Source organism: Prevotella micans F0438 (assembly GCF_000243035.1).
Classification (GTDB): domain Bacteria; phylum Bacteroidota; class Bacteroidia; order Bacteroidales; family Bacteroidaceae; genus Prevotella; species Prevotella micans.
Map to the genome: position 1 here is coordinate 644,265 of NZ_JH594521.1, position 23,461 is coordinate 667,725.

Below are 23,461 nucleotides of genomic sequence, written 5' to 3' on the forward strand. Positions count from 1 at the left end.
TTGTGCTTATGAAGGAGGTAGAGTCTCAGAAAAGTTTCAAGCATTGAAACACGCAGTTTCAATGCTTGAAACGCACGATTCCATCCTATGAAACTGTGAGTTTCATCCCATGGAACGCACAGTTTCAAGGCATGAGATTTTCTTGAGACACTTATCTTATAAAACATCCCTATATCTGTAACCATCATGCAGATAGAATATTCATCTTCTTGACAATTAATAATTGGCTGTGCAGAGTGCGGTTCTATGCTAGTTCGGTTTAATAGAGACTCCCACTCGGGCGGTAGCCCGCATGTAGGGACAGACCCCGTGTCTGTCCGCACCCGGACGATAGGACGAAATATTGTTATGCGGTCGGTAGACCGAGTTGGCATGGAGGCGGACAGACACGGGGTCTGTCCCTACATGCGGGCTAACGCCCGAATTGGCATCCATTGTTTATTACCCATTGACTCCTCGGAGGCTTAAGCAGATTCTTAAACTGAACCCACGTAGTTGTGGTTTTGATAGTGGGTTTTCGCCCCTGTACTCTGCATCGAACATAAAAAATGAATTATGTTACTACCGTTTCAGTCTATACTGAACGGGGTTTAAAGAATGCACTGTACACTGGGTAATTGATATAAGATTATGGATTATTCGTGGAAACGGTTAAGAGAATCGATTACGGCCGTGGTTTCTTCGTCGGTCATAGCAGGATGGCAGGGTAGAGATAGTTCTTGATTGTGGATTTTTTCGGTTATTGGTAACGAAATGTTGTTCCATTCGGCGTAGGCTTGCTGACGATGAGGAGGAATGGGGTAGTGGATGAGTGTGCCAATTCCGTGGGTTTGAAGATGTTGTTGCAAACTGTTGCGATGTGGACACAGGATTGGAAAGATGTGGTTTACGTTATCGCGTCCGACGGCCTGGGGTAGTATTATGCATCGATTCTTTATTTCTTCGACGAATCGTTGGGCAATTCGTTTCCGGTGAAGATTGTCGCGGTCAAGATATTTTAGTTTAATACTCAGAACGGCGGCCTGTAATTCGTCCATCCTGCTGTTCATTCCTTTCAATGGGAATACGTATTTGCGCGATGACCCGTAGTTGGCGAGCGTTCTGATAATTTGTGCGAGTTGTTCGTTATTTGTTGTTATCGCTCCTGCGTCGCCCAGTGCGCCAAGGTTCTTTCCCGGGTAAAAACTGTGGGCAGCGGCATCGCCCAGTGAGCCGGTGCGTTTGCCTTCAAAAGTGCATCCATGGGCTTGTGCATTGTCTTCGATGAGCCTGATTTTGTGTTTTTGACAAAGACGTGCAATGTTTGTAGTGTGGGCACAGCGACCGTAGAGGTGTACGATGAGTATTGCTCGGGTTCGAGCGGTTATGTGGGATTCGATTAGACGGTTGTCTATTTGTAGGGTGTCGATGTCGGGTTCTACGAGCACGGGGATGAGATTGTTTTCGCTTATTGCCAAAATGGAGGCGATATAGGTGTTGGCGGGTACTATTACTTCATCGCCTGGGCGCATTATTCCCATTTCGATATAGGCTCGGAAAATTAACCTCAGGGCATCGAGTCCGTTTGCGCACGACACACAATGAGAGGTGCCGATGTAGTTGGCGTATTCCTTTTCGAACCGGGCCACGCTTTCGCCTTGCAAATACCATCCGGAAGCCACGGTTTGGGCCACGGCTTGCTGGATTTCGTCGAGATGCATCGCCGTGATGCGTTTTAGGGGAAGATAGTCAATCATAATATCCATTCGTAAGTGTCGTAGCAAACGCCTCGGCCGCCGAACCCTTCTTTCTGGAAAATGAGCTGGGTGTTTAGGTCGTGGCCGTCGCCTTCGGACGATTTGCCGAAGTCAAAATATTCAACGTCTTTATATTCTTCAGTAAGCAAATGGTGGAACAATAGGTCGAGGGCGCCTTGGACTTTTCCTACTGGCGAAGCTGAAATATATTGCGTATGAACCACACGCGGAGTTTCGTATATCACGGTTCCTCCAAGCACTGTTCCGCTTGGATTTTCAACTTGAAAGAGACGTATTGCTTCTGGGAATCGCGATTTTAAGAGTACTATTTCATCGAGTGTGTGAACGGGGCGAACATGATATTTATTTTCGAGATTTTGAGTGAGAATCTTCCAAAAAGATTCGAAGCTAGTGGCTTCGCGCACCTTTAGGGCTTCGCGTTGAGCTTTTCGGATTCCGCTTTTGCGACTTTCTGTGAACGGTAGGCGATGGGTAGGACAAATTGTCGACGAAATGTGGCGGGCGATTAAATGGGCGTTGCAGATGGTGCTGATTGCATAAAGGTCTTCTTCGGCAGGCAGGAGGTGGTATATCCACGGCGTGGGCTTGTATATCAACCTCCTGATTCCTTCGGCTCGGAGATAGTTGTTTATTTCTTTGAATATTTGACACACGTCGGCAGTTGTTGCCTTGTTGTCGGTTATGAGTCCGCCGTAGGTTAATCCTTGATGAGAATATAGCGTTTGACCGTCGATGTTGGCGGGCAGTAGGGCGTGTATTCGTCCGTTGCGCATGACAATGAGTGAGTTGTCGCGAAATCGTTGAGCATGATAGTCCATATAATCCCGCTGGAAGAGGAACGAGCTCTGCCGTGCACGGGCGGCAAACTTGTTCCATTGCGCCTTGTGAATGGCGGTATATCTGAATACCTCTAACATTATTCTTTCGCTTTGATGAAGGCTATAAAGTCGTCGTAGTCTCGGATATAATCTTCCTCCGAGAATGGGTCTTCGGCAATGACCAGGCAAAGGGCTCCCGATGAAAAATCGTCGAGTGTTCGCCACACGTTTGTGTTTATGAGCAGTCCTTGATAGGGATGGTTCAGGAAGAAGGTTCGTTTTTCGTAACCGTTGTCGAGCGTAACATTAAATGAGCCGCTAGCCGCAACAAGAAGCTCTCGACAGTGCTTGTGTGCATGTCCACCGCGATTTTTCCCGCCGGGAACGTCATAAACCCAGTAGACACGCGAGATATTGAAAGGAATATCTTTCATCTGTTCTACAACGGTGAGGTTTCCGCGACGGTCAATTTCTTTATGCAGGTCGATTATCCTGCCTGATTCGTTGATGTTGCTCATTTTATTGTTCGTTCATTTGTCCATGTATGGACTTGTTCCTAGAACTGTTGCTGCCGCGCGCTTCGTTTTTTCACGAAGCTGGAGGATGTCAGCGTCAAGACTATCGTAGCATAGTGCAATGCCCATGCGACGCCCCACATGCGCAGTGGTTTTCCCAAATATGCGCAGTCGTGTGCGTTCCATGTTGCATGCGTCGTCGAGGTTATATTCGAGAGGCGTTCTTGATTCTTTGGGCGAGAGAATAACTGCTGAGCATCCGCTATGCTCGAGAGTTATTTCGGGGATAGACAAACCGAGAATGGCACGCAGGTGAAGCTCGAACTCATTGAGATTGGTTGTGTGCGCGAGCGTTACCATGCCTGTGTCGTGCGGACGGGGTGACAGTTCGGAGAAAATCACCTCGTTCTTCTTGGTGAGGAAGAACTCAACACCCCACAGTCCGCAACCAGTGAGAGCGGTAGTTACTTCGCGGGCAATATGCTCAGCTTGTTCGAGGGCTTCACGGCCAATACTGAATGGTTGCCAACTTTCACGATAATCGCCGCCTTTCTGAATGTGCCCTATGGGTGGGCAGAAAAGCGTATGACCGTTATTTTGAGTGACCGTTAATAGAGTGAACTCACTCTCGAAATCTATGAACTCTTCGATTATTACTTCTTTCAGGTCGCCCCGACTATCTTCCATTGCCTCTCTATAGGCTTCAGACAGTTCGTCGTGGTTGTATACGTAGCTTTGTCCGTGGCCCGACGAACTCATCAGCGGTTTCACAACACATGGATAACCTATCTCTTCCGCGGCTTGTTCGAATTCATCGAATGTTCTTGCGTAGAAATATTTTGCAGTACGCAAGCCAAGTTCTTTTGATGCAAGGTCGCGAATAGCGCGGCGGTTCATGGTGTAATTCACTGCGCGCGCTGATGGGACCACCTGTATACCTCGTTCCTCGTAATGGAAGAGGTATTCGGTTCGTATGGCCTCTATTTCCGGGACAATTATGTCGGGTTGGTACTTGTTTATAACGAAATCGAGCTTGTCGCCGTCTAGCATGTTGAACACTTCTTGCTTGTCGGAAACCTGCATGGCAGGAGCGTTATTATAATGGTCGCAGGCAATGACATAGAGTCCTGCCCGCTTGGCGGCAATAACGAATTCCTTGCCCAGTTCGCCCGATCCTAATAGTAGAATCTTTTTCATAGTGCCGAAAAAAGAGAAGCCCGAAGAATTGTTTTTTCGGGCCTCGCTATTGTTGTTTTATCGGTTGCTGTACATCATTTCGTAGTACTTCTGATAGTCTCCGCTTGTAACCTCTTCTATCCATTTTTGATTGTCGAGGTTCCATTTGATCGTTTTTACGATACCGTCGGCAAACTTCGTTTCGGGGAACCATCCCAGCTCATTCTTAATCTTTGTCGGGTCGATGGCATAACGCTGGTCGTGACCAAGACGATCGGCTACGTGAGTGATTAGATCGTTGTTTATCCAACTGATGTCAATGTCTCCATTGGCATCGGTCTCCTGTTTTTTTAGTAGTTTGCGTAGATCTTTGTTGGCCTCCATCATGTCGTGAATGGTTTTGATAGTGAGCTTCACGATGTCGATATTTTTCATTTCGTTGTGGCCGCCCACATTATATATTTCGCCCTCGCGACCGTCTCTCACAACCATATCGATGGCTTTGCAGTGGTCTTCCACGTATAGCCAATCGCGCACGTTGAGTCCTTCGCCGTAAACCGGAAGTTGTTTACCTTCGAGGATGTTGTTAATGATTAGTGGGATGAGCTTCTCCGGGAAATGATATGGGCCGTAGTTGTTCGAGCAGCGGGTGATGCTCACTGGCATGTGATAGGTGTCGCGGTAGGCCATCACGAATATGTCGGCGCTGGTTTTACTGGCCGAATATGGACTGTGAGGTGCGAGAGGGGTTTCTTCTGTGAAGAATCCGTCGGGACCGTCGAGCGAACCGTAGACTTCGTCGGTCGACACCTGATGATAGCGTTTGCCGACTTTCCAGGTTGGATAACCCTTTTCGTCCTTTCCGTTTACCCATGCATGGCGGGCGGCGTCAAGGATATTCTGCGTTCCGAGAATATTCACGCTAAGGAAAAGTTGAGGGTCTTCAATGGAGCGGTCTACATGACTTTCGGCGGCGAAATTCACAACGTAGTCGATTCCGTAGTCTTCAAACAGCCTGTCGAGCAGTCCGCGGTCGCGAATATCACCTTTAACGAACACGCAACGTTTGTCGTCGATATCATCTTTGATGGTGCCCAGGTTTCCGGCATAGGTGAGTGAATCGAGAATAATAACTTTGATGTCCTCATTTACATACTTTTTGTGAAGTAGATACTTGATGAAATTTGCGCCGATGAATCCGGCAGCTCCTGTAACTAAATAAGTTTTCATATCGATATGTTTGTTGTTTGATTTTCTGTTTTCATTCTTACGAAAGCGGTAATGAATTCTTTCGTTTTCTCTAGTCCTAACTGACTGGAGTCAATGCAGAGGTCGTAGTTTTCAGCGTTTCCCCAGGTTTTCCCCGTGTAGTAGTTATAGAATTTCGCGCGCTCGCTCTCTTTGTTCACTATGAACTTACGAGCCGTTTCTCGGTTGCATTCCAACCGTTTGGCAACGTTATCGATGCGAAATTCCATATTGGCTGTTATGAAGATATTTATTGCTTCCTCGTCGCGCAGTACATAGTCGGCTGTTCTGCCCACAAACACGCAACGCTTATTTTCTCGGGCGGCTTGCCTGATGGCGTCGCTCTGGAATTGATATAAGCTTTCCTGTGAAAAAGTGCTCTGATAAAAATTGTTGGCGGACATAAGTGGTAGCTGCATGTGGAATACGTTTTTGAGGAATCCTTTTTGTTCGTCGTTCTGTTCGAAGAATTTTTCGGAGAAACCGCTCTCTTTTGCTGCGAGATTGAGAATTTCTCGGTCGTAGAGTCGACAGTCGAACTCCTCGGCTAGCATACTGGCAATGATGTGTCCGCCGCTTCCAATTTGTCGTCCGATGTTCAGGATTAGTTTGTCGTTCATAATGGTGTTTATTTTTTTGAATTGGTTTTATACATGGGTTCTTCCTGCTTGATTCGACGCATGTACACGACCATAATTACCGCGGCCACTGTGGAAGCCATTACATCGCTGGTTGGAATAGATGCCCATACGCCGTTGAGTTCGAAGAATCGGGGTAGAACGATAAGCAGTGGAATGAGAAATAGCAGCTGGCGCGACAACGAGAGGAATATGCTTATTCGCACTTTGCCGATGCATTGAAAGAAGTTTGTAACAACCATTTGGTAGCCTATGATGGGATAAACCATCATATAGATTTTCATAGCTTTGGTTGATTGCTCAATCAGTCTTGCATCTTTTGTGAAAAGCCTTGCGCAAGTTTCTGGAATGAGGTGTGAAATGAGCCATGCGCTAATCATTATGCACGTTGCGACGAAGATGGAATATTTTACTACGCGCATCATACGGTTGGTTTGCTGTGCACCGTAGTTGTAGCTTGCTATGGGCTGCATGCCTTGGTTCAAACCGATAACAAACAGGATGAAAATCATTGCTATGCTATTTGCTATTCCGAATGCTCCCACGGCCATATCGCCACCATAGCTAACCAGCTGGTTATTGATGAAAATGATTACCACGCACGCACAAGCGTTCATCAGGAATGGCGAAACGCCGATGCCTACAATGTTCTTTACTAAATGAGCCTTGAGTTTATAGATTCCTCGTTTCAGATGTAGAAGCTGCCGTTGGTCGGCAAAAAGTTTCATTTGCCAGCACAGGGCCATGATTTGTGAAAGAACGGTTGCGGCGGCTCCTCCGCGGATTCCCCAGCCGAGCCACCAGATAAAAACGATATCGAGCAGAATATTCATCACCACCGTGAAAATGGTGGCAGTCATTGCGTGCCATGGCTTCGATGCAGCTCGCAGTACGGCGTTCATACCGAAATACATGTGCGAGAAAACGTTCCCGACCAGTATTATTTCCATGAAACTCCGGGCATAGGGCAACGTTGCGTCGCTGGCACCGAAGAAGCGCAGAATTGGATCGAGAAATAGGAGGCATATCGCACCGAACGCGATGCCTATGATAATATTCAGTGTGATGGTGTTTCCCAGGATATGTTCGGCCGATTGATAATCTTTCTGTCCCAGTTTCACGCTTATTGTTGTAGATGCTCCCACGCCGATGGCTGCTCCGAAGGCGGTTGCTAGATTCATGAATGGGAAGGTTATGGCTAATCCCGAGATGGCGAGGGGGCCTACGATATTGCCGATGAAGATTCTGTCGATAATATTATATAGTGAAGCGGCGGTCATTGCAACAATAGCCGGCATGGCATATTGTGCTAGCAATTTGCCTATGGGTTTGGTGCCGAGTTCTAATGTTGCTTTTTTATTATCCATCTCTGTTCTTTCGGATTATGTTTGGCAAAAGTAAGTAAATAAGGTGAACTCGGGATAAAGAGACATCGACATATCGGGCAGCTCATTCAAGGTTGTTGAATACGTTGTTTCAGAATGGGATTTGGTATTGTTCCCAATCTTTATTTTGGTATGTTCAGATTTTTATCTTTAGTAGGCCTACATCTTGCTTGTCCTAGGACTAGACCTCATCTAAAGTAGGACCAGATGCTTTCTGTCCTAGGACTAGACGTGACTCTTCCTACGCCCCATTGTAAAGAGGGTTTGTTTTGGGGCTGAAACAGAGCTAAACGAAATGGGGATATTTGTCGAAATCGGGCTTACGTTTTTCCAAGAAAGCTTTGCCACCTTCCTGGGCTTCGTCGAGCGTGTAGTAGAGCATAGTGGCGTCGCCGGCAAGTTGTTGTATACCGGCCTGTCCGTCAAGTTCGGCATTAAGTCCAGCTTTAATCATTCGTAGTGCTAGTGGCGAGTGTTCCATCATTCGTTCGGCCCATTCAACACATTCGTTTTCGAGCGTGGAGGGTTCTACAATTCGGTTTACGAGTCCCATTTGCTCGGCTTCTTCAGCAGAATATTGTCGGCAAAGGAACCATATTTCGCGTGCTTTTTTCTGACCTACGATTCTTGCAAGATAGGATGCGCCGAAACCGGCGTCGAAGGAGCCGACACGCGGACCTGTTTGTCCGAAGATGGCATTGGTCGATGCTATTGTGAGGTCGCACATTAGATGCAACACGTGTCCGCCGCCGATTGCGTAGCCGTTTACCATTGCAATAACAGGCTTGGGCAGACGGCGAATTTGCATTTGTACTTCGAGAACGTTTAGGCGAGGAACTCCGTCGCCGCCCACATATCCGCCTCGGCCTTTGACATTCATGTCGCCGCCCGAACAAAAGGCCTTGTCTCCAGCTCCGGTGAGAATAACCACGCGTATATTGGCGGCCTCGTTGCAATGAGCCAACGCCTGCGACATTTCCCACACAGTGAGAGGCGTGAATGCGTTTCGATAGCGTGGCCTGTTTATGGTGATTTTCGCGATGTGATTGAATTCTTCGAATAGGATTTCCTTAAAGTTGAATCCTTCGATGGGTTGCCAAGTTCTTGTTTTCATTTATGTTTATTCTATTTCGATGAATACTTCCAGGAGCGCCGAGCGTTCTTTTCGGTTGAAGAATGATTCGAGCGCATTGTTGAATTCGGTTTTGTTGTGTGCCTCTAAATATTCGAGCTTATGCGCACAACACACTTCGCGTGCCGATGTTACATGGGCTGCGGCGATGAATTTGTCGCGGAAAGGCGATTGCTCTAAACCTGGTAGCTGACGGAATATGCCGCCACCGTGATTGTTGAGGAGAATTATACGGAGATTGTTGCCTAGGTTTTGATTCCATAGGGCGTTCTGATCGTAGAAAAAACTGAGGTCGCCGATGATACAGCACACCTGCGTGTGTTTTACGGCAACCGAATGTCCCACAGCTGTTGAGAGCGAACCTTCAATACCGTTGACTCCGCGATTAACGAAGATATATCTGTCGGAATATTTATTTGCTAGGCGAATGGCGGTGCTGTTTCCACAAACCGTTTCGACGTTTCTAGGAAGTTGTTTGAACAGTTCGCGCACAGCCCATTCGTACGAATAGTCGAGCGGTTGTTGCATTATGGTTTGGCAGGCTTGTCTTATGGCGTCATGCCAGCTCTTGACGAACTTCCCTGGCTTTAACTTGCCGGCTATGCTGACTATTGTATCCAGAGCTTCGTCGGGCGAGGCTTCGACAACATGACTTAGATTCATAAATGTGTCGCGTATTTCGGCGCGGTCGTCTATCAAGATGCTCTTTACGTTGCTACAATTTCGTAGGAATCTTTTGAGTTGTTTGCTTACTATGGTTCCGCCTATATATATAATGACGTCGGGTTGCATACTTTCATCTATACCAGCAGAAAGTATCTGGTCGATTGGTTGGGGCTGTAAACTGTTGTTGGCAGGTCGTTCGCGCAATACGAGACAAACCTTTTCTATTGTTTCGATATTCCCAAGCATATACTTTGGAAGTTGACCGAGTACGAGCATGGGACGGTCGGCTTTCAGTATTTCTTCTTTCAGAATCGTTTCGAGAGCCGTTCTGTTGATAGTTGAATCATGGATCATGATTGTGCGTTCGCAGGGCAAAAAGGGCGTGGTATAGACAAAAAGCGGTTCGGATATCGGGACGTTTATGTGAACTGGGCCGCCGCCGTGCCGTCTAGTTTCGTTTAGAGCTTCATTAATGAGCCGGTTGCAGAACCATCGTTCTTCGGCATTGGTCGGCTCGGGCAACGATACACTTTTTCTTATGTTGGGTTCGAGTGCTGATTGTTGTCGGATGGTTTGTCCGTCTGATTGGCTAATCCACTGTATCGGACGGTCGGCCGAAACGACAATCAGTTGAATGTTCCGATAATAAGCTTCTGCCACGGCGGGAGCTAGATTGAGTAGTGCAGACCCCGATGTGACGCACACCGCAACCGGCATGTTGAGAGCTTCAGCTAATCCGATGGCAAAGAATCCTGCCGAGCGCTCGTCGGTCACAGGATAACACTTCATTCTGCCGCACGAGCATAGGTTGTGTACAATCGGTGAATTGCGCGAACCGGGACAAACAACTGCCTTTTTGATTCCGAAGTCGATGAGGAGTGAGGTGAGGATATTTACGTTTTCTTTGTTACTATACATAGTTGTGTGTTACTATCAATCGGGCCATCGTTTGCAGTTTAGCTTCAGTTTCGCGCCATTCGTTTTCTTCAGAGCTTTGGTTAATAAGTCCACCACCAGCAAAAAGTGTTGCATGATTCGAGTAGATTTTCATGCATCGCAACGATACATATATGTCAGTTTCACCGTTTACAGAAAGTCGGCCAGCAAATCCACTATAGTATTCACGATTATTGTGCTCGTTGGCTGCGATGAACTTCAAGGCTTCACTCTTAGGCAATCCACACACTGCCGGCGTAGGATGTAGCGAATCGAGCAATGTTCCGAGATGATTGTTGTTTGACAGAGTGAAGTTAAAATCGGTTTGCAGATGCTGCAAGTGGCCTGCTTTAACCGAGTAGGGACCACTTTCATCGATGTTGGTTGCGTGTTCTTTTAGACAGCTGCGAATGTATTCTGCTACATGTTCCTGTTCCAATATATTCTTTTTGCTCCACTGAGTTGTATCGTGACCCATTGTTCCGGCCAGTGCCATTGTGTGCCACAAATTCTTGCTTTTGCCTAGTAGAAGTTCGGGTGTAGCCATTAGCCATGCACCCGTTGCCGGAGTGTCGAAGCATGCCACGAATAGCTGTGGATAGAGTCGACACGCCTCTAAGAAAAAATTTTCGAGAGAAAGTTGGCTGTTTATAGGAATATTTATGGAGCGCGAAAGAACCAGCTTATCGAAATTTCCGCTTTGTAGTTCGGCGTGAAAGCGTCGGAAGTCAGCACTATATTCTTTTCTGCCTATAGAAAGACTTGGTGAAAATGTAGAGTTAGAATCGTTCGATTTGTAGTTATCAATTTCTCGAATACAAACTTGATTATTTCGGAGAAGGACAATCGGGCAACTTTTCGACACGATGAAAGGTGCAATGACGAATCCTTCTTTGCCGTCAAGCTGCTTTAGGTTTGAGAAGAGTTGAGGCTTTTCGTCGTGCACAAGTTTTCGGTAAATCTTTTCAGAAGGCAGTTTGTAAAGAACAATCGAAGTCATCAGATTTTATATCATTTTGTAGGTACATCTACAACATAATTCGTCACCTGTACGGTTGAGATAAGTTCATCGTCGTCGTTTTTCACGTCGATGTGCCACACGTGTAGTGTTCGTCCTTTGTGAACCAGTTTTCCGTAAGCTGTGACGGTTCCGCCATAAGGCATAGCCTTCACGTGATTTCCACTTACGTTTATTCCCATTGCCATCTTACCCGGGCAGGCACCCATTGAACCAATTCCAGCCAGATTCTCGGCTAGGGCAAGCGAAGCACCTCCCGCAAGAAATCCGAACGGTTGTTTGTTGCGGTCGTCCACGGCCATTTTTGCAATTAGCGTATCGGGTTCAGGGGTCGAAATGAATTGCATTCCTAGCGTATGGCTTAACCCGTCCTGGTTCTCAATTATATTTAGCTGCTCTTCTATATTCATTTGTTTTTCTTGGATTGAAAAGCGCTCTAAACCGCGCGCTGATAGAGATAACGTTTAATACTTTTCTTTGGAGTCTTTTTGAATTCTTCGTGACATACTTCAATTACTTTCAATCTACTGAAAGCTGGTAAAGATTCATTTAACTTTCGACGATTCTGTTCCATGATTTTGTTTATGTCTTCGGTTGTGAATCCCATGGCATATGCCTCTTCCATGTCGGGATATACTAGGCCAACTAGCTTATCGCAGTCTTGAATGATGATGCACTCACTCACCATCGTCATTGAAGCCAGTTTATTCTCGATTTCCTCAGGATAAACATTTTGGCCATTTGACCCTAGTAGCATGTTTTTGATTCTACCGCGGATGAAAAAGTGTCCCGTTTCATCAACAGTTGCCAAATCGCCAGTATGAAACCATCCGCCACTATCTATGACGGCTTGTGTTGCTTCTGGATTCTTGAAATAGCCTTGCATAACGTTCAGTCCACGGGCCACAATTTCGCCTGGAATATTCTTTGGGTCGGGACTTAATACCTTTGCTTCCATGTGAGGCACAACAGTTCCACACGAACCGCTCACAAAATCTTTATAATCGCTGAAAGTTATCATCGGACCGGTTTCGGTTGTTCCATAACCCATAGTAATCGGGAATCCAATCTCGGTTAGGAAACGCTCTATTTCTTGATTCAGAGGTGCGCCACCCACCATCACTTCATACACATTTCCACCGAATGCTTCCATAACTATCGCGCGAATGTGTTCTTTAATTTTCCGACTAATCACAGGCATCTTCATGAGCATAACAATTGATTTGCTTTGTATGGAAGGGAAGATTTTTTTGCGTATGATTTTCTCAATAATCATTGGGACGGCTATTAGGACAGCCGGTTTTATTTCGGCACAGGCTTCGGATATGAACGACGGACTGGGCAATCGTGTGAGGAAGAAAATATGATTACCGGCACAGAATTCGAATAAAAATTCGCACATCAATCCATACATATGGGCCATGGGCAGAATGCTTACAACATTAGATCCACGCGGAACGTTCGGCCCGAATACGCTGAATGTCCAATCCAGGTTTCCCCACAGGGCACGATAGGGTAACATCACTCCTTTCGAAAAACCCGTGGTTCCGCTAGTGTAATTGATGAGTGCAAGGTCGTTGGGTGAATCGATATAATAGTTTATGTGTTCGGAGTGGAAGAACTTAGGATATTTCTTTCCGAAAATGGCATTGAGATTATTGCGTGCATAAGTGAGATTTTCCGAGCGCGACATAACCAGCGAATAGTCCGGAATGTAAACGATGCCCTCCAAGTTCGGCATACATTCGGCATCGAATGTTGGCGAAACAACATCGCCCACGAAAAGTAGCCGGGCTTCCGAGTGGTTCACGATGTTGTAGACCTGCTCGGTTGTGAATTCGTTCTGAATTGGTACAGCTACTGCCCCATAGGTGAGCACGGCTAAGAAAGCTGCTCCCCAGGCCGACGAGTTACGCCCGCAAAGAGCGATACGATCTCCCTGTTTGATGTTACTATGTTCGAAAAGGATGTGCAGTTTTTCAATCTTCCGCGCCACGTCACGATATTGCAACGTGGCTCCATGATAGTCGGTCAGGGCATCTCTATCCCAATTTTCAGTAATGCTTTTCTTGATGTAAGAATTAAAATTAGGCGTTGTTTTCATTGCGCAAATTAATAGTTTACGTGCAAAATTAGTTGTTTAACTGCTCAAATCAAAACCAAAAGTAGTGTGCAGATTAATCTCGATTCAAAAACAAGCCGGACAAAACTTTTCAGCGATGTCCGGCTTATACAATTCAGAGAGAGAGATTATTTTCAGAATTCGTCGATGGTTATTTCTCCGGCAATCGACCTGTTCATATGTTTGCGAATAAGGTTTGGGTCGTTGAACTGTGCCTGGAGATACATCAGTTTGGTTACTGCAGCCTCGACAGTGCTGTCGTAACCGCTTACAATTCCGGAGTCTTTGAGTTGATAACCTGCGCCATATCTGTTCATTTCAACTTTCCCGCTGATGCATTGGCTCACATTCACAACAACTGCTCCATTTTCGGAAGCTTCTTTGAGTAGCCTGGTTAGCCATGACGATTGTGGGGCATTGCCGCTTCCGTAGGTTCGCATTACAATGCCTCGCAATCCGGGAGCTTCCAGGATGTGGCGAGCTATTCGCTCCTCTACACCGGGGAAGAGCGAGAATACTGTTACGTTACTGTCGAGCTTTGTGTGCGGAACCATTGGCCGCTTATAATCGGGTTGCATGATGTTGTGCTCCTTAAAGGTGAAGTTGACTCCTGCCTCACATAGATGCGGATAGTTAAACGAGTCGAAAGCATTGAATTCCTCGGCATTTTGTTTCGTAGAGCGGTTGCCTCGCAACAAATGACCGTTGAAGTAGACGCACACCTCCGGTACCATCGGTCGACCGTCCGAATGATAGGCTGCAGCTAGTTCGATGCTTGTCATGAGATTTTCCTTTCCGTCGGTACGAAGTTGTCCTATGGGTAGTTGTGACCCGGTGAGGATGATGGGTTTGGTTAGGTTCTCAAACATGAACGACAGTGCCGAAGCTGTATAAGCCATGGTATCGGTGCCGTGCAGAATCACGAATCCGTCGTAGTTATAGTATCGTTTGGTTATCAGTTTCACAATTTCGCCCCATCTTGCCGGTGTTATGTCAGATGAATCAATGGCCGGTACGAACTGAAAGGTGTCAATGTCAGGTTGAATTTGCTCGAACTCCGGAACGTTCTTGGCCAGATGATTGAAATCGAGCGGTTCGAGTGCTCCGGTTCTGGGGTCGCATCCCATTCCGATTGTTCCGCCCGTGTAGATGAGCAACACTTTGTTTGTTCTGTTCATGTTTTTATTAATTATTAGCGCTTTCGTTAACGTGGGCAAAGGTACGTCACTAGATATTGAAAAGTAGACCTATGTTTCCTTTTTTATCTCCTCTTGAACATCCTGATTTATCCTTTCATCAAAGACGATAGTACCTTTCGTCAAAAACGATAGTACCTTTTGCCAAAAACGATAGTACTTTTTGGGTAAAACGATAGTACTTTTTGGGTAAAACGATAGTACTTTTTGGGTAAAACGATAGTACTTTTTGCCGAAAACGATAGTACCTTTTTGCAAAAACGATAGTACCTTTTATATTCCCAGTATCTATCCTCTTGTTTTGCGTATATTTCCTATGACGATTAGGATCGAAATGGACCGCATAATATGGCTCCATGCAATAGGATATGTTTAATTATGAACATCTACTTAACTTTGTAGCACATAAACACATAATAAGTAAGCCCAGACATTGATAAATATTCAAAAAATGAGACTCTGTGAAAAAACAAAAGAGATTATAGCTGAAATTGAGCGTCGTACGGCCCGTGAATCCTATCGTATAAGCTTAGAAACAAAACGCAAACGCAAACCATTCATAACCGACTCGAAAATCGGAGGATTGCCCTATTGGCCGATTTCTATGGAATATCCAACCAATAGTAAAGGACAAAAACTGGTGTTGCTGGCACAGATAAACTTCGATAAGGAAAATGTAGAGACACCGTTACCGAAGAAAGGATTATTGCAATTCTTTATCTCGAACGACGAAGATGATTTGATGATGGGGCTTGACTTAGAACACCCCGATGTTCAGGATGGTTTCAGGGTGGTTTATCATGACGAGATAGACGATTCGGTAACGGCTGAACAAGTTGAGGAGCTGGGAATAAAAAGGGCTGAAGAATATTCGGCCGTGCCTGTGGAACGGGAATGTTTAATCAAACTTGTTAAGAAAACATGTTATATCACGCCTGATTTTCCTGACGATTTCGACGCCATTGTGAACGCCATTCTTTTCGACATATTCCACGAAGATAAAGGCGAACTTGATGCGTATGATTATTTCGGCGACGAACTTGACGAAATAAGGCGGGTGCTGGGAGAAAATAGTTTGAATAATGTGCTGGGTTATCCTTATTTCACGCAGAGCGACCCGCGTAACGATAATTACTACGATACTGTTTTGTTGCAGCTCGATTCGATTAGTGACGAGGACGAGGATATACTTTTATGGGGAGACGTCGGAATCGGTAATTTCTTCATTAATTGGGAAGATCTTAAACGTCGCGACTTTTCGAAAGTGCTCTATAATTGGGATTGCCCATAAAGTTTCTTTTAGTGTGGGTTAACCTTTTCTTCTTGGCGGCGTGGGGTTATAGTTTGTTTCCCGACTTGGGGAAAACAACTTTCGGCTCGAAATGTTTGGCCTCTTCAAAATCCATCAGGGCATAGCTTATAATTATTAAAATATCGCCCACCTGAACCTTTCGGGCAGCGGCACCATTTAAACATATACAGCCCGAGTTGCGTTCACCTTTTATTATATAGGTTTCCAAACGCTCGCCGTTATTGTTGTCTACTATCTGAACTTTCTCGCCAGCAATCATTCCGGCCGCTTCTAAAAGGGCTTCGTCTATGGTTATACTGCCCATATAGTCGAGATTCGCTTCGGTAACAACAACGCGGTGCAGCTTGCTCTTTAATACTTCTATCATCATTTTGTTTCTATCCTTTATACTTGATGTGGTCAATCAGCCTGATTGGGGTTCGGCCGCAATAAACGGTTATGCAGCCCACAATGTAAGGGCTGTCGTTCCAAGAGTCGACAGGTAGGAGTGTGTTGCCGTCTACAATCTCAAAATATTCCACGTTGAGCATTTCTTCCGAATTTATGCCGCTTTCAACGTAATTGCGAACTTCCTCAACGGTGTGATCTTGGGCGTATGCCAAACTTTCGCTTAGAACCTGGTAGATTTTAGGGGTAATGAGGCGTTCGTCGGCACTAAGCAGAGTGTTGCGAGAGCTTTTTGCCAATCCGTCGGCGTCGCGTATAATGGGGCATTCAACAATCTGCGTAGTTGAGCCGATGTAGGGCACAAGGCGTTTGATTACGGCAATTTGTTGCCAATCTTTTTCGCCGAAATAAGCTTTGTCAGGCTTAATGATGTAAAATAATCGACTAACTATTTGGCAAACCCCGTTGAAATGCCCGGGTCGTTTAGCACCTTCCATAACGGTTGATTGAGGAGGAAACTCAAAGCGACGGGTGTCGGGCATAGGATATATTTCTTTTTCAGAAGGCGCGAAAACATAATCTACTTTACATTCTTTAAGCAGTTTGCAATCGTCATCCATTGTGCGCGGATACCGTTTCAAGTCATCCTTATCATTGAATTGTGTTGGATTCAGAAATATAGAAACAACTGTCACGTCGTTTTCTTTCGTACTCCTTTGAACAAGTGATGCGTGTCCTTCATGCAGTGCCCCCATGGTTGGCACTAAGCCCACAGTTTTTCTTTCTTTTCTAATGATAAAAAGCTCGTTTTGTAGATCTGAAATACTCTCGAATATTTTCATCAATACTCACATTTTTCATTTGCAAAGGAACAACAAAATTATCTAAATGATTCAGCCTGCTTCTGAAAATATAGCTACCCTGACAAGGCTGAAAATAAGGCGTTTCACAATTCTGAACTTTTTTAGATACCTTTGCAAACAATAATAAGTCAAAGAGAATGGGAAAGAAAGTTTTATTTATCAATCAAGAAATCACACCTTACGTTCCGGAGTCAGAAATGTCTTTATTCGGCTGTAACATGCCAAATATCATGCAAGAAGCAGGATTTGAAATCCGTACTTTCATGCCAAAGTGGGGAACGATTAATGAACGACGTGGACAGTTACACGAAGTCATCAGACTTTCGGGAATGAACCTTATAATAGGTAATACAGATCATCCGTTGATAATCAAAGTTGCGAGTATTCCGCAAACACGTATCCAGGTTTATTTCATCGATAATGAAGACTATTTTCAAAAACGTTCATCGATGACTAAAGATAAGCTTGGACACGATTATGTTGACAATGATGAGCGTGCTGTATTCTTCGCACGAGGCGTCTTGGAAACTGTGAAGAAACTACGTTGGATGCCCGACATAATTCACTGTCAGGGATGGATGACCTCTGTTATTCCTTTCTATATTAAGAATGCCTACAAAGACGAGCCACAGTTTGCTAATGCAAAAATCATAACATCGCTATTTTCGGATCTACCGAAAGACAATCTGAATCCTAATTTCAAGAAATGTATGGAGTTCAGAGGTGCGAAGGCCAACAAGCTAGCTGAATACGGCGACGATTTCAACTATATGGAATTGGAAAAACTAGCAATCGACAACTCCGACGGAATAATAAAAGCCGGAGCAGACATCCCGTCCGAATTGATGGAATATGCCGAAAGCAAACATAAAAAAATTCTGCAGCAGCCTAACGACCACGAAGAGATAAAAATAAAATACACTGAATTCTATAATAATCTACTTGGATGAAAGCAAAGACAATAGCTTTAGTCGCCGCTTTGATTAGTATTTCTTTCATTTCGTGCGACGACACAACAGATTCAATCGGCTCTTCGCTGATTGGCCAAACAGATAACCTAAAAGTAATGGTCGATACATTCAATGTCATATCAAGGAGTATCCTGGCCGATTCGGTTATAGCACGAACAGGGACGGGATTTCTTGGCCGTATGAAAGACCCAGAAACGGGCGCAACAATCACCGGTAATTTCATGGCGCAATTACATGTGCTTAACAACTATGGCTTGCCAACTCTCGACAGTATCATGAGCCGTGATCAAAACAATGAAATTATCGCCGACTCGTGCGACATAAAGTTATTCTACGCCTCCTACAACGGTGACTCGACAAGTCAAATGAAACTCACCGCTTATGAACTCAATCATCCCGTTGAAGAAGGACAAATCTACTATTCCAACCTAGACCCACAGGCACTAGGCTACATCCGTATGGGGGGAATAGCCGAAAAACGAACCTACACCCTCATTAACTTCACCGAACCGGAATCAGTGCGAAAAGATTCTACCTACGTGAAGAACATCGATATCAAGCTTAACAAGCAATACACCGACAAGAATGGGCAGACATATAACAACTATGGAACTTATCTAATTCGGAAATATCTACAAGACTCTACTGCGTTCCGTAACTCCTATCGATTCCTTCACGAAGTTTGTCCCGGATTCTATTTCAAAACAACCTATGGAATTGGTTCAATGGCTCACGTAGAAGCTGTTCAGCTCAATATTTATTTCAATCTCCGAGTAAACAACAAGATTAGAGCAGCAAGCACTAACTTTAACAGTACAGAAGAAGTTCTGCAAATAACCAATTTCTCGCAAGACAGAGGTCAGCTCGAACAAATGGCACAAACCCCCGGTTATACATTCTTAAAAACACCAGCCGGACTATTTACCGAACTAACTCTCCCAGTGGATAGCATAATGAAAGGACACGAAAAAGACACTCTCAATTCCGTGAAACTCGACTTGAAGCGAGTCAACAATACTAGCTTTTCGCACTTCCAGATGCCATTTCCAAAAGATATTCTGATTCTGCCGGCCGACAGTCTATCGTCGTTTTTTGCACGAAATAAGGTGATCGATTATCAAACATCTTTTACTGCCACCTATAGCTCGGCAACAAATAGCTATACATTCAACAACCTAGCAGCGCTTATAAAATATTTCCATCGTACAAAGCAAAACGCATCTTCGAATTGGGCTAAAGTCATTTTGGTTCCAGTGGACGTTCAAACAACCAGTTCCCAATATGGCAGTAAAACTTTGACAAGGATAATAAAGATTTCAAACCTTATGGAACTGTCGAGCGTGAAACTCTTCGGTGGAGCGGCCAATCCCGATGCTATAAAACTGTCGGTTGTCTACAGCAAATTCAATGGCTGACAATTTCCTTGAGCGTAAACGTGATGACTACGAAGCCCGCAAACAAGCCTGGCTCAGAAAGAAAAAGCATCAAAAACAAATTCGTCGTCGGGATATACAAAAGTTCGACAACGAATTTTTATAATTTCAACTCTTAGTCATATCTTTCTCTTGTTATAAATCAAGAAGAAATACTAAGTTTTAACGAAATGAATTGATTAATATTCCTTTCCAGCCGTGAGTTCTCACACATACCTATTTATATTAGTCCCAATGCGATGCAGAGAAATTTTGTTTTCTCTGTGTTTTTTTCGTCTGATAATTTGATGTGTTCGGAAAAATGTTGCCCCACAAGGATATCTACTATCTAATAATACAATTTTTACCTAAGAGCGTATGAAACGTGTATGAATTGGAGAACTCTTGATACTCGATGACGCATGTGACAAAGCGCTTGATACGGTTATCATACGATTCGCCGTGAATCATAAGAAGATTAAACCAATAGTTTTGAAGCTGGAAAAAGTTACATAAGTATATAAATACATATACTCAATGATGAATAAATAATTGTTACTAACAAAAAGTTACATTAAAGGATTGAGTAGGATGAATAGGACAGAGGAATTTGATTATCTTTGTTCATAATTAATAACCAAGAAACAAACAACATGGAGAAAAGAATCTTTGCACCATCGGAACTTATTCTCAACCCTGATGGAAGCGTGTTTCATTTACATTTAAAACCAGAACAGTTGGCTGACCGCGTGATACTTGTTGGCGATCCGGGACGCGTTAGTTTGATAGCTAAAAATTTTGATACAATCGAGTGCGAGGTCGAAAACCGAGAGTTTAAAACTGTAACAGGGGGGTATCGAGGTAAGAGACTAACTGTGCAAAGTACAGGAATTGGTTGTGACAACATTGACATCGTACTAAATGAACTGGATGCATTATCCAATATCGATCTCGATTCGCGACAAGAGCGCGAGATGAAAACACAACTAACACTCGTTAGAATCGGAACTTGCGGAGGCTTACAACCCTATACTCCCATAGGAACATTTATTGCTTCTGTGAAAAGCATAGGGTTCGATGGCTTGCTAAATTTTTATAAAGGACGAAACGAGATATGTGACATTGAATTCGAACAAGAGTTCAAAAAACAAACCAATTGGACGTTGGCTCTTGGAAATCCATATGTTGTCAATTCCGATGAAGAGCTACTACAAAAAATTGCGGGCGATGACATGGTGCGAGGAGTCACGATCTCATGTGGCGGATTCTTTGGACCACAGGGAAGACGCTTGCGCATTCCGCTTGCTATTCCTGATTTGAACGAACGAATTGAAAACTTTGAATTCAAAGGTATGCGCATAACAAATTTCGAAATGGAATCGTCGGCGGTAGCAGGCCTTTCGTCACTTATGGGCCACCGTTCGCTTACATGCTGCATGGTTATTGCTAATAGGCTTGTAGGTGAAGCTAACTCAAATTATCGCAACACAATCGAGCAACTAATTGAGCGAGTTCTGGAACGTATATAGTCGACCTTTCGAAAAATAATAATGCTTGAAAATGACACAATTTGCGCTCCAGCAACCCAATCGGGCGGAGCAATCGGCATAGTAAGAGTCTCTGGACCTGAGGCAATCGAAATCGTGAACAGTACGCTCTCAAAAGATATTATCCAAGCTAAAGGTGGTACTTTACATCATTGCGAAATTCTAGACAACGATGGAATAGCAATCGACGAAGTTGTTACATCTGTTTGGCGTGCTCCATATTCGTACACGGGCGAAAATAGTGTAGAAGTGTCGTGTCACGGTTCGGGTTACATCATGCAACAAATTGTTAACCGCCTCATCGCAGTGGGTTGTCGTGGTGCACGTCCCGGTGAGTTCACCGAACGTGCTTTTCTGTCTGGAAAAATGGATTTATCACAAGCCGAGGCCGTTGCCGATCTGATTGCATCGTCGAATAAAGCAAGCCACAAAATGGCAATCTCGGCATTAAAAGGGCATTTCAGCAACGAACTGTTTAGTTTACGCGAAAAACTTTTGAACATAACAACGCTACTCGAACTGGAGCTGGACTTTTCAGACCATGAAGACATCGAATTTGCCGATCGGAATACAATGCTCAAGCTTGCAAACGAAATAGATAGAAAGGTTGTAAAGTTAACCGACTCTTTCAAGATGGGTAGAGCAATAAAAGAAGGAATTCCAGTTGCGATTGTGGGACGGACGAACGTTGGAAAATCTACTCTTCTCAATAGACTTCTACACGAAGAACGTGCAATCGTATCAGAAGTCGAAGGTACAACGCGAGATTCAATCGAAGATGTAGTCGACATTAAAGGTATCAATTTTCGCTTCATCGATACTGCAGGATTTCGAAACACAACCGATAAAATTGAGAAAATAGGTATAGAACGAACACACAGAAAAATTTCTGAAGCAAGCATAATTATTTGGTTAGTAGACGATGAGCCAACAGTTGAAGAAATTAGCAACATGAAATCACTTGTCGGCGAACGAACGCTGTTAACCGTTCTAAACAAAATCGACTTGATTGACGAATCACGCTTTTCGCACATGCTCAAAATATCAGCCAAACACGGTCTAGGTATAGATAACTTGGAGAAAACTCTCTACGAAGCAGCTGGCATAGATTCCATCACCGAAAACACCATCATCGTAACGAATGCCCGACATTACGACGCTCTTATACGCTCGCACTACGCTTTGGAGCGAGTTCGCTCGGCCATCGAATCGCATTTGAGCGCCGACCTCGTTGCCGAAGAACTCAAAGATGTGCTCTACACGCTTGGCGAAATCACCGGCTCGCAAATAACTAGCGACGAAACGTTGAAAAATATATTCTCTTCTTTCTGCATCGGCAAATGAAATCGGCGTAAATAAATTTTATAATCAACGCTGTGCAATATAATCCATGAACAATTCGTTATTGCTGCGTGTTTAATCGAATATCTTCCCTCACATTGTTCGCTATCCTGGCTGTTATGCCTCTTCGCGCGCAATACGACGCATCGTTCAGCCACTACTGGGCGATGCAACCGAGTTTCAATCCAGCAGCCGTTGGCAAGGACACGAAGTTCAATGTTGTCGGGGCCTATTCGCTTGATTTTGCAGGTTACGAACATAATCCGAATACATTTTACGTGGGCGCTGACATACCGCTATATTCTATTAAGCATTATCATGGCGCGGGCTTATCCATCCAAAATGATAAGCTTGGTTTGTCTACCCATCAAAGAATCAGTGCACAATACGCATTCCGATATAACCTTTTCGGAGGCACAATATCGGCAGGCGTTCAATTGGGCATGCTGCTTGAAAATTTCGACGGGACGAAACTAGATTTAGGTGATTCAGGCGATCGGGCATTCCCAACAACCAATGTGAATGGTAACGCGCTCGACATTGGTTTAGGAGTATATTATAGTGGACGGGAATGGTATGCAGGTGCGTCGGTTCAACACATCAATGTACCAACTGTTGAACTCGGTGAAAAAAATGAGTTGGAAGTGAAATCGACATATTATTTGACTTGTGGATACAATATAAAATTTAATAGTCCGTTTGTGAGCATACCGACTTCGATTTTGGCAAAATATGATGGCAACGGCTATCGCACAGACCTAACATTTCGAGTTGTATACACGAACGAGAATCGAATACTTTACGCCGGACTTGGATACAGTCCGACAAATTCGGTTACGGCCTATTTGGGAGGTCGATTCCATGGTATAAACATAGGCTACAGTTATGAAATGTATACCCGTAATGTCGGAATAGGAAACGGAAGTCACGGCTTGCTCATCATCTATCAAACCGACATAAACTTGCAAAAGAAAGGTCGGAACCTGCACAAGAGTGTTAGATTTTTATAGAAACATAGAAA

The 23,461-nt window shown here is 44.5% G+C and carries 22 protein-coding genes; 7 read left to right on the forward strand and 15 right to left on the reverse strand.

The features are described from left to right. Positions 1-635: 635 nt before the first annotated feature. The 13 genes from HMPREF9140_RS02645 to HMPREF9140_RS02705 form a co-directional block, all read right to left on the reverse strand. On the reverse strand, positions 636-1,736 hold the full coding sequence (locus tag HMPREF9140_RS02645) for a DegT/DnrJ/EryC1/StrS family aminotransferase (protein ID WP_006951584.1): 1,101 nt from the start codon (positions 1,734-1,736) through the stop codon (positions 636-638). Continuing rightward, a complete protein-coding gene (locus HMPREF9140_RS02650) occupies positions 1,733-2,674 on the reverse strand; it encodes a GNAT family N-acetyltransferase (RefSeq protein WP_006951585.1) in 942 nt (313 codons plus the stop codon). Before HMPREF9140_RS02650 ends, HMPREF9140_RS02645 begins: the two co-directional genes overlap by 4 nt. Then, complete coding sequence (locus HMPREF9140_RS02655) at positions 2,674-3,093, reverse strand: sugar 3,4-ketoisomerase (RefSeq protein ID WP_006951586.1); 420 nt, start codon at positions 3,091-3,093, stop codon at positions 2,674-2,676. Before HMPREF9140_RS02655 ends, HMPREF9140_RS02650 begins: the two co-directional genes overlap by 1 nt. Positions 3,094-3,105: 12 nt before the next feature. Then, positions 3,106-4,287 carry a formate-dependent phosphoribosylglycinamide formyltransferase gene (purT, locus tag HMPREF9140_RS02660; RefSeq protein ID WP_006951587.1) on the reverse strand — a complete coding sequence of 394 codons (1,182 nt, stop codon included), beginning with the start codon at positions 4,285-4,287 and terminating at the stop codon, positions 3,106-3,108. A gap of 57 nt (positions 4,288-4,344) precedes the next feature. Further along, positions 4,345-5,496 carry a dTDP-glucose 4,6-dehydratase gene (gene rfbB, locus HMPREF9140_RS02665; RefSeq protein ID WP_006951588.1) on the reverse strand — a complete coding sequence of 384 codons (1,152 nt, stop codon included), beginning with the start codon at positions 5,494-5,496 and terminating at the stop codon, positions 4,345-4,347. Next, a complete protein-coding gene (locus tag HMPREF9140_RS02670) occupies positions 5,493-6,134 on the reverse strand; it encodes a cytidylate kinase-like family protein (protein WP_006951589.1) in 642 nt (213 codons plus the stop codon). Before HMPREF9140_RS02670 ends, rfbB begins: the two co-directional genes overlap by 4 nt. 8 nt (positions 6,135-6,142) lie before the next feature. Beyond that, entirely contained in the window at positions 6,143-7,519 is a 1,377-nt protein-coding gene (locus HMPREF9140_RS02675) for an MATE family efflux transporter (RefSeq protein ID WP_006951590.1), read from the reverse strand. 304 nt (positions 7,520-7,823) lie between these two features. Then, positions 7,824-8,651: a 1,4-dihydroxy-2-naphthoyl-CoA synthase gene (gene menB, locus HMPREF9140_RS02680; RefSeq protein ID WP_006951591.1), complete on the reverse strand. Its 828-nt coding sequence runs from the start codon at positions 8,649-8,651 to the stop codon at positions 7,824-7,826. A 6-nt stretch (positions 8,652-8,657) separates the two neighbouring features. Next, entirely contained in the window at positions 8,658-10,253 is a 1,596-nt protein-coding gene (menD, locus tag HMPREF9140_RS02685) for a 2-succinyl-5-enolpyruvyl-6-hydroxy-3-cyclohexene-1-carboxylic-acid synthase (protein ID WP_006951592.1), read from the reverse strand. Then, positions 10,246-11,271: an isochorismate synthase gene (locus tag HMPREF9140_RS02690; protein ID WP_006951593.1), complete on the reverse strand. Its 1,026-nt coding sequence runs from the start codon at positions 11,269-11,271 to the stop codon at positions 10,246-10,248. The genes menD and HMPREF9140_RS02690 overlap by 8 nt, the downstream gene beginning before the upstream one ends. Before the next feature lie 11 nt (positions 11,272-11,282). Then, entirely contained in the window at positions 11,283-11,699 is a 417-nt protein-coding gene (locus HMPREF9140_RS02695) for a PaaI family thioesterase (protein WP_006951594.1), read from the reverse strand. Between the two features lie 26 nt (positions 11,700-11,725). Then, positions 11,726-13,393: an AMP-binding protein gene (locus tag HMPREF9140_RS02700; RefSeq protein WP_006951595.1), complete on the reverse strand. Its 1,668-nt coding sequence runs from the start codon at positions 13,391-13,393 to the stop codon at positions 11,726-11,728. Positions 13,394-13,545: 152 nt separating this feature from the next. Beyond that, positions 13,546-14,589 (reverse strand): asparaginase, encoded by a 1,044-nt coding sequence (locus tag HMPREF9140_RS02705; protein WP_006951596.1) that lies wholly within the window; start codon positions 14,587-14,589, stop codon positions 13,546-13,548. A 469-nt stretch (positions 14,590-15,058) separates the two neighbouring features. Between HMPREF9140_RS02705 and HMPREF9140_RS02715 the strand changes: the two genes are divergently transcribed. Continuing rightward, positions 15,059-15,898, forward strand: a complete 840-nt coding sequence (locus HMPREF9140_RS02715; RefSeq protein WP_238300653.1) for a YwqG family protein — start codon at positions 15,059-15,061, stop codon at positions 15,896-15,898. A 46-nt stretch (positions 15,899-15,944) separates the two neighbouring features. Here HMPREF9140_RS02715 and panD read toward each other — a convergent pair whose 3' ends face one another. Together panD and panC are read right to left on the reverse strand one after the other, a co-directional pair. Beyond that, on the reverse strand, positions 15,945-16,289 hold the full coding sequence (gene panD / locus HMPREF9140_RS02720; protein ID WP_018571936.1) for an aspartate 1-decarboxylase: 345 nt from the start codon (positions 16,287-16,289) through the stop codon (positions 15,945-15,947). A 7-nt stretch (positions 16,290-16,296) separates the two neighbouring features. Further along, entirely contained in the window at positions 16,297-17,148 is an 852-nt protein-coding gene (gene panC, locus HMPREF9140_RS02725) for a pantoate--beta-alanine ligase (protein ID WP_006951600.1), read from the reverse strand. Between the two features lie 158 nt (positions 17,149-17,306). Between panC and HMPREF9140_RS02730 the strand changes: the two genes are divergently transcribed. The 6 genes from HMPREF9140_RS02730 to HMPREF9140_RS02755 all read left to right on the forward strand — a co-directional run bounded on the left by HMPREF9140_RS02730 (position 17,307) and on the right by HMPREF9140_RS02755 (position 23,450). Then, on the forward strand, positions 17,307-18,119 hold the full coding sequence (locus tag HMPREF9140_RS02730; RefSeq protein WP_006951601.1) for a glycogen/starch synthase: 813 nt from the start codon (positions 17,307-17,309) through the stop codon (positions 18,117-18,119). Further along, positions 18,116-19,555 carry a DUF4270 domain-containing protein gene (locus HMPREF9140_RS02735; protein ID WP_006951602.1) on the forward strand — a complete coding sequence of 480 codons (1,440 nt, stop codon included), beginning with the start codon at positions 18,116-18,118 and terminating at the stop codon, positions 19,553-19,555. Before HMPREF9140_RS02730 ends, HMPREF9140_RS02735 begins: the two co-directional genes overlap by 4 nt. Continuing rightward, entirely contained in the window at positions 19,548-19,679 is a 132-nt protein-coding gene (locus HMPREF9140_RS02740; protein ID WP_006951603.1) for a hypothetical protein, read from the forward strand. Before HMPREF9140_RS02735 ends, HMPREF9140_RS02740 begins: the two co-directional genes overlap by 8 nt. Positions 19,680-20,205: 526 nt before the next feature. After that, complete coding sequence (locus HMPREF9140_RS02745; protein WP_006951604.1) at positions 20,206-21,081, forward strand: nucleoside phosphorylase; 876 nt, start codon at positions 20,206-20,208, stop codon at positions 21,079-21,081. 21 nt (positions 21,082-21,102) lie between these two features. Beyond that, a complete protein-coding gene (gene mnmE / locus HMPREF9140_RS02750) occupies positions 21,103-22,443 on the forward strand; it encodes a tRNA uridine-5-carboxymethylaminomethyl(34) synthesis GTPase MnmE (RefSeq protein ID WP_006951605.1) in 1,341 nt (446 codons plus the stop codon). Positions 22,444-22,538: 95 nt separating this feature from the next. After that, positions 22,539-23,450: a PorP/SprF family type IX secretion system membrane protein gene (locus tag HMPREF9140_RS02755; protein WP_026253236.1), complete on the forward strand. Its 912-nt coding sequence runs from the start codon at positions 22,539-22,541 to the stop codon at positions 23,448-23,450. Positions 23,451-23,461 lie beyond the last annotated feature (11 nt).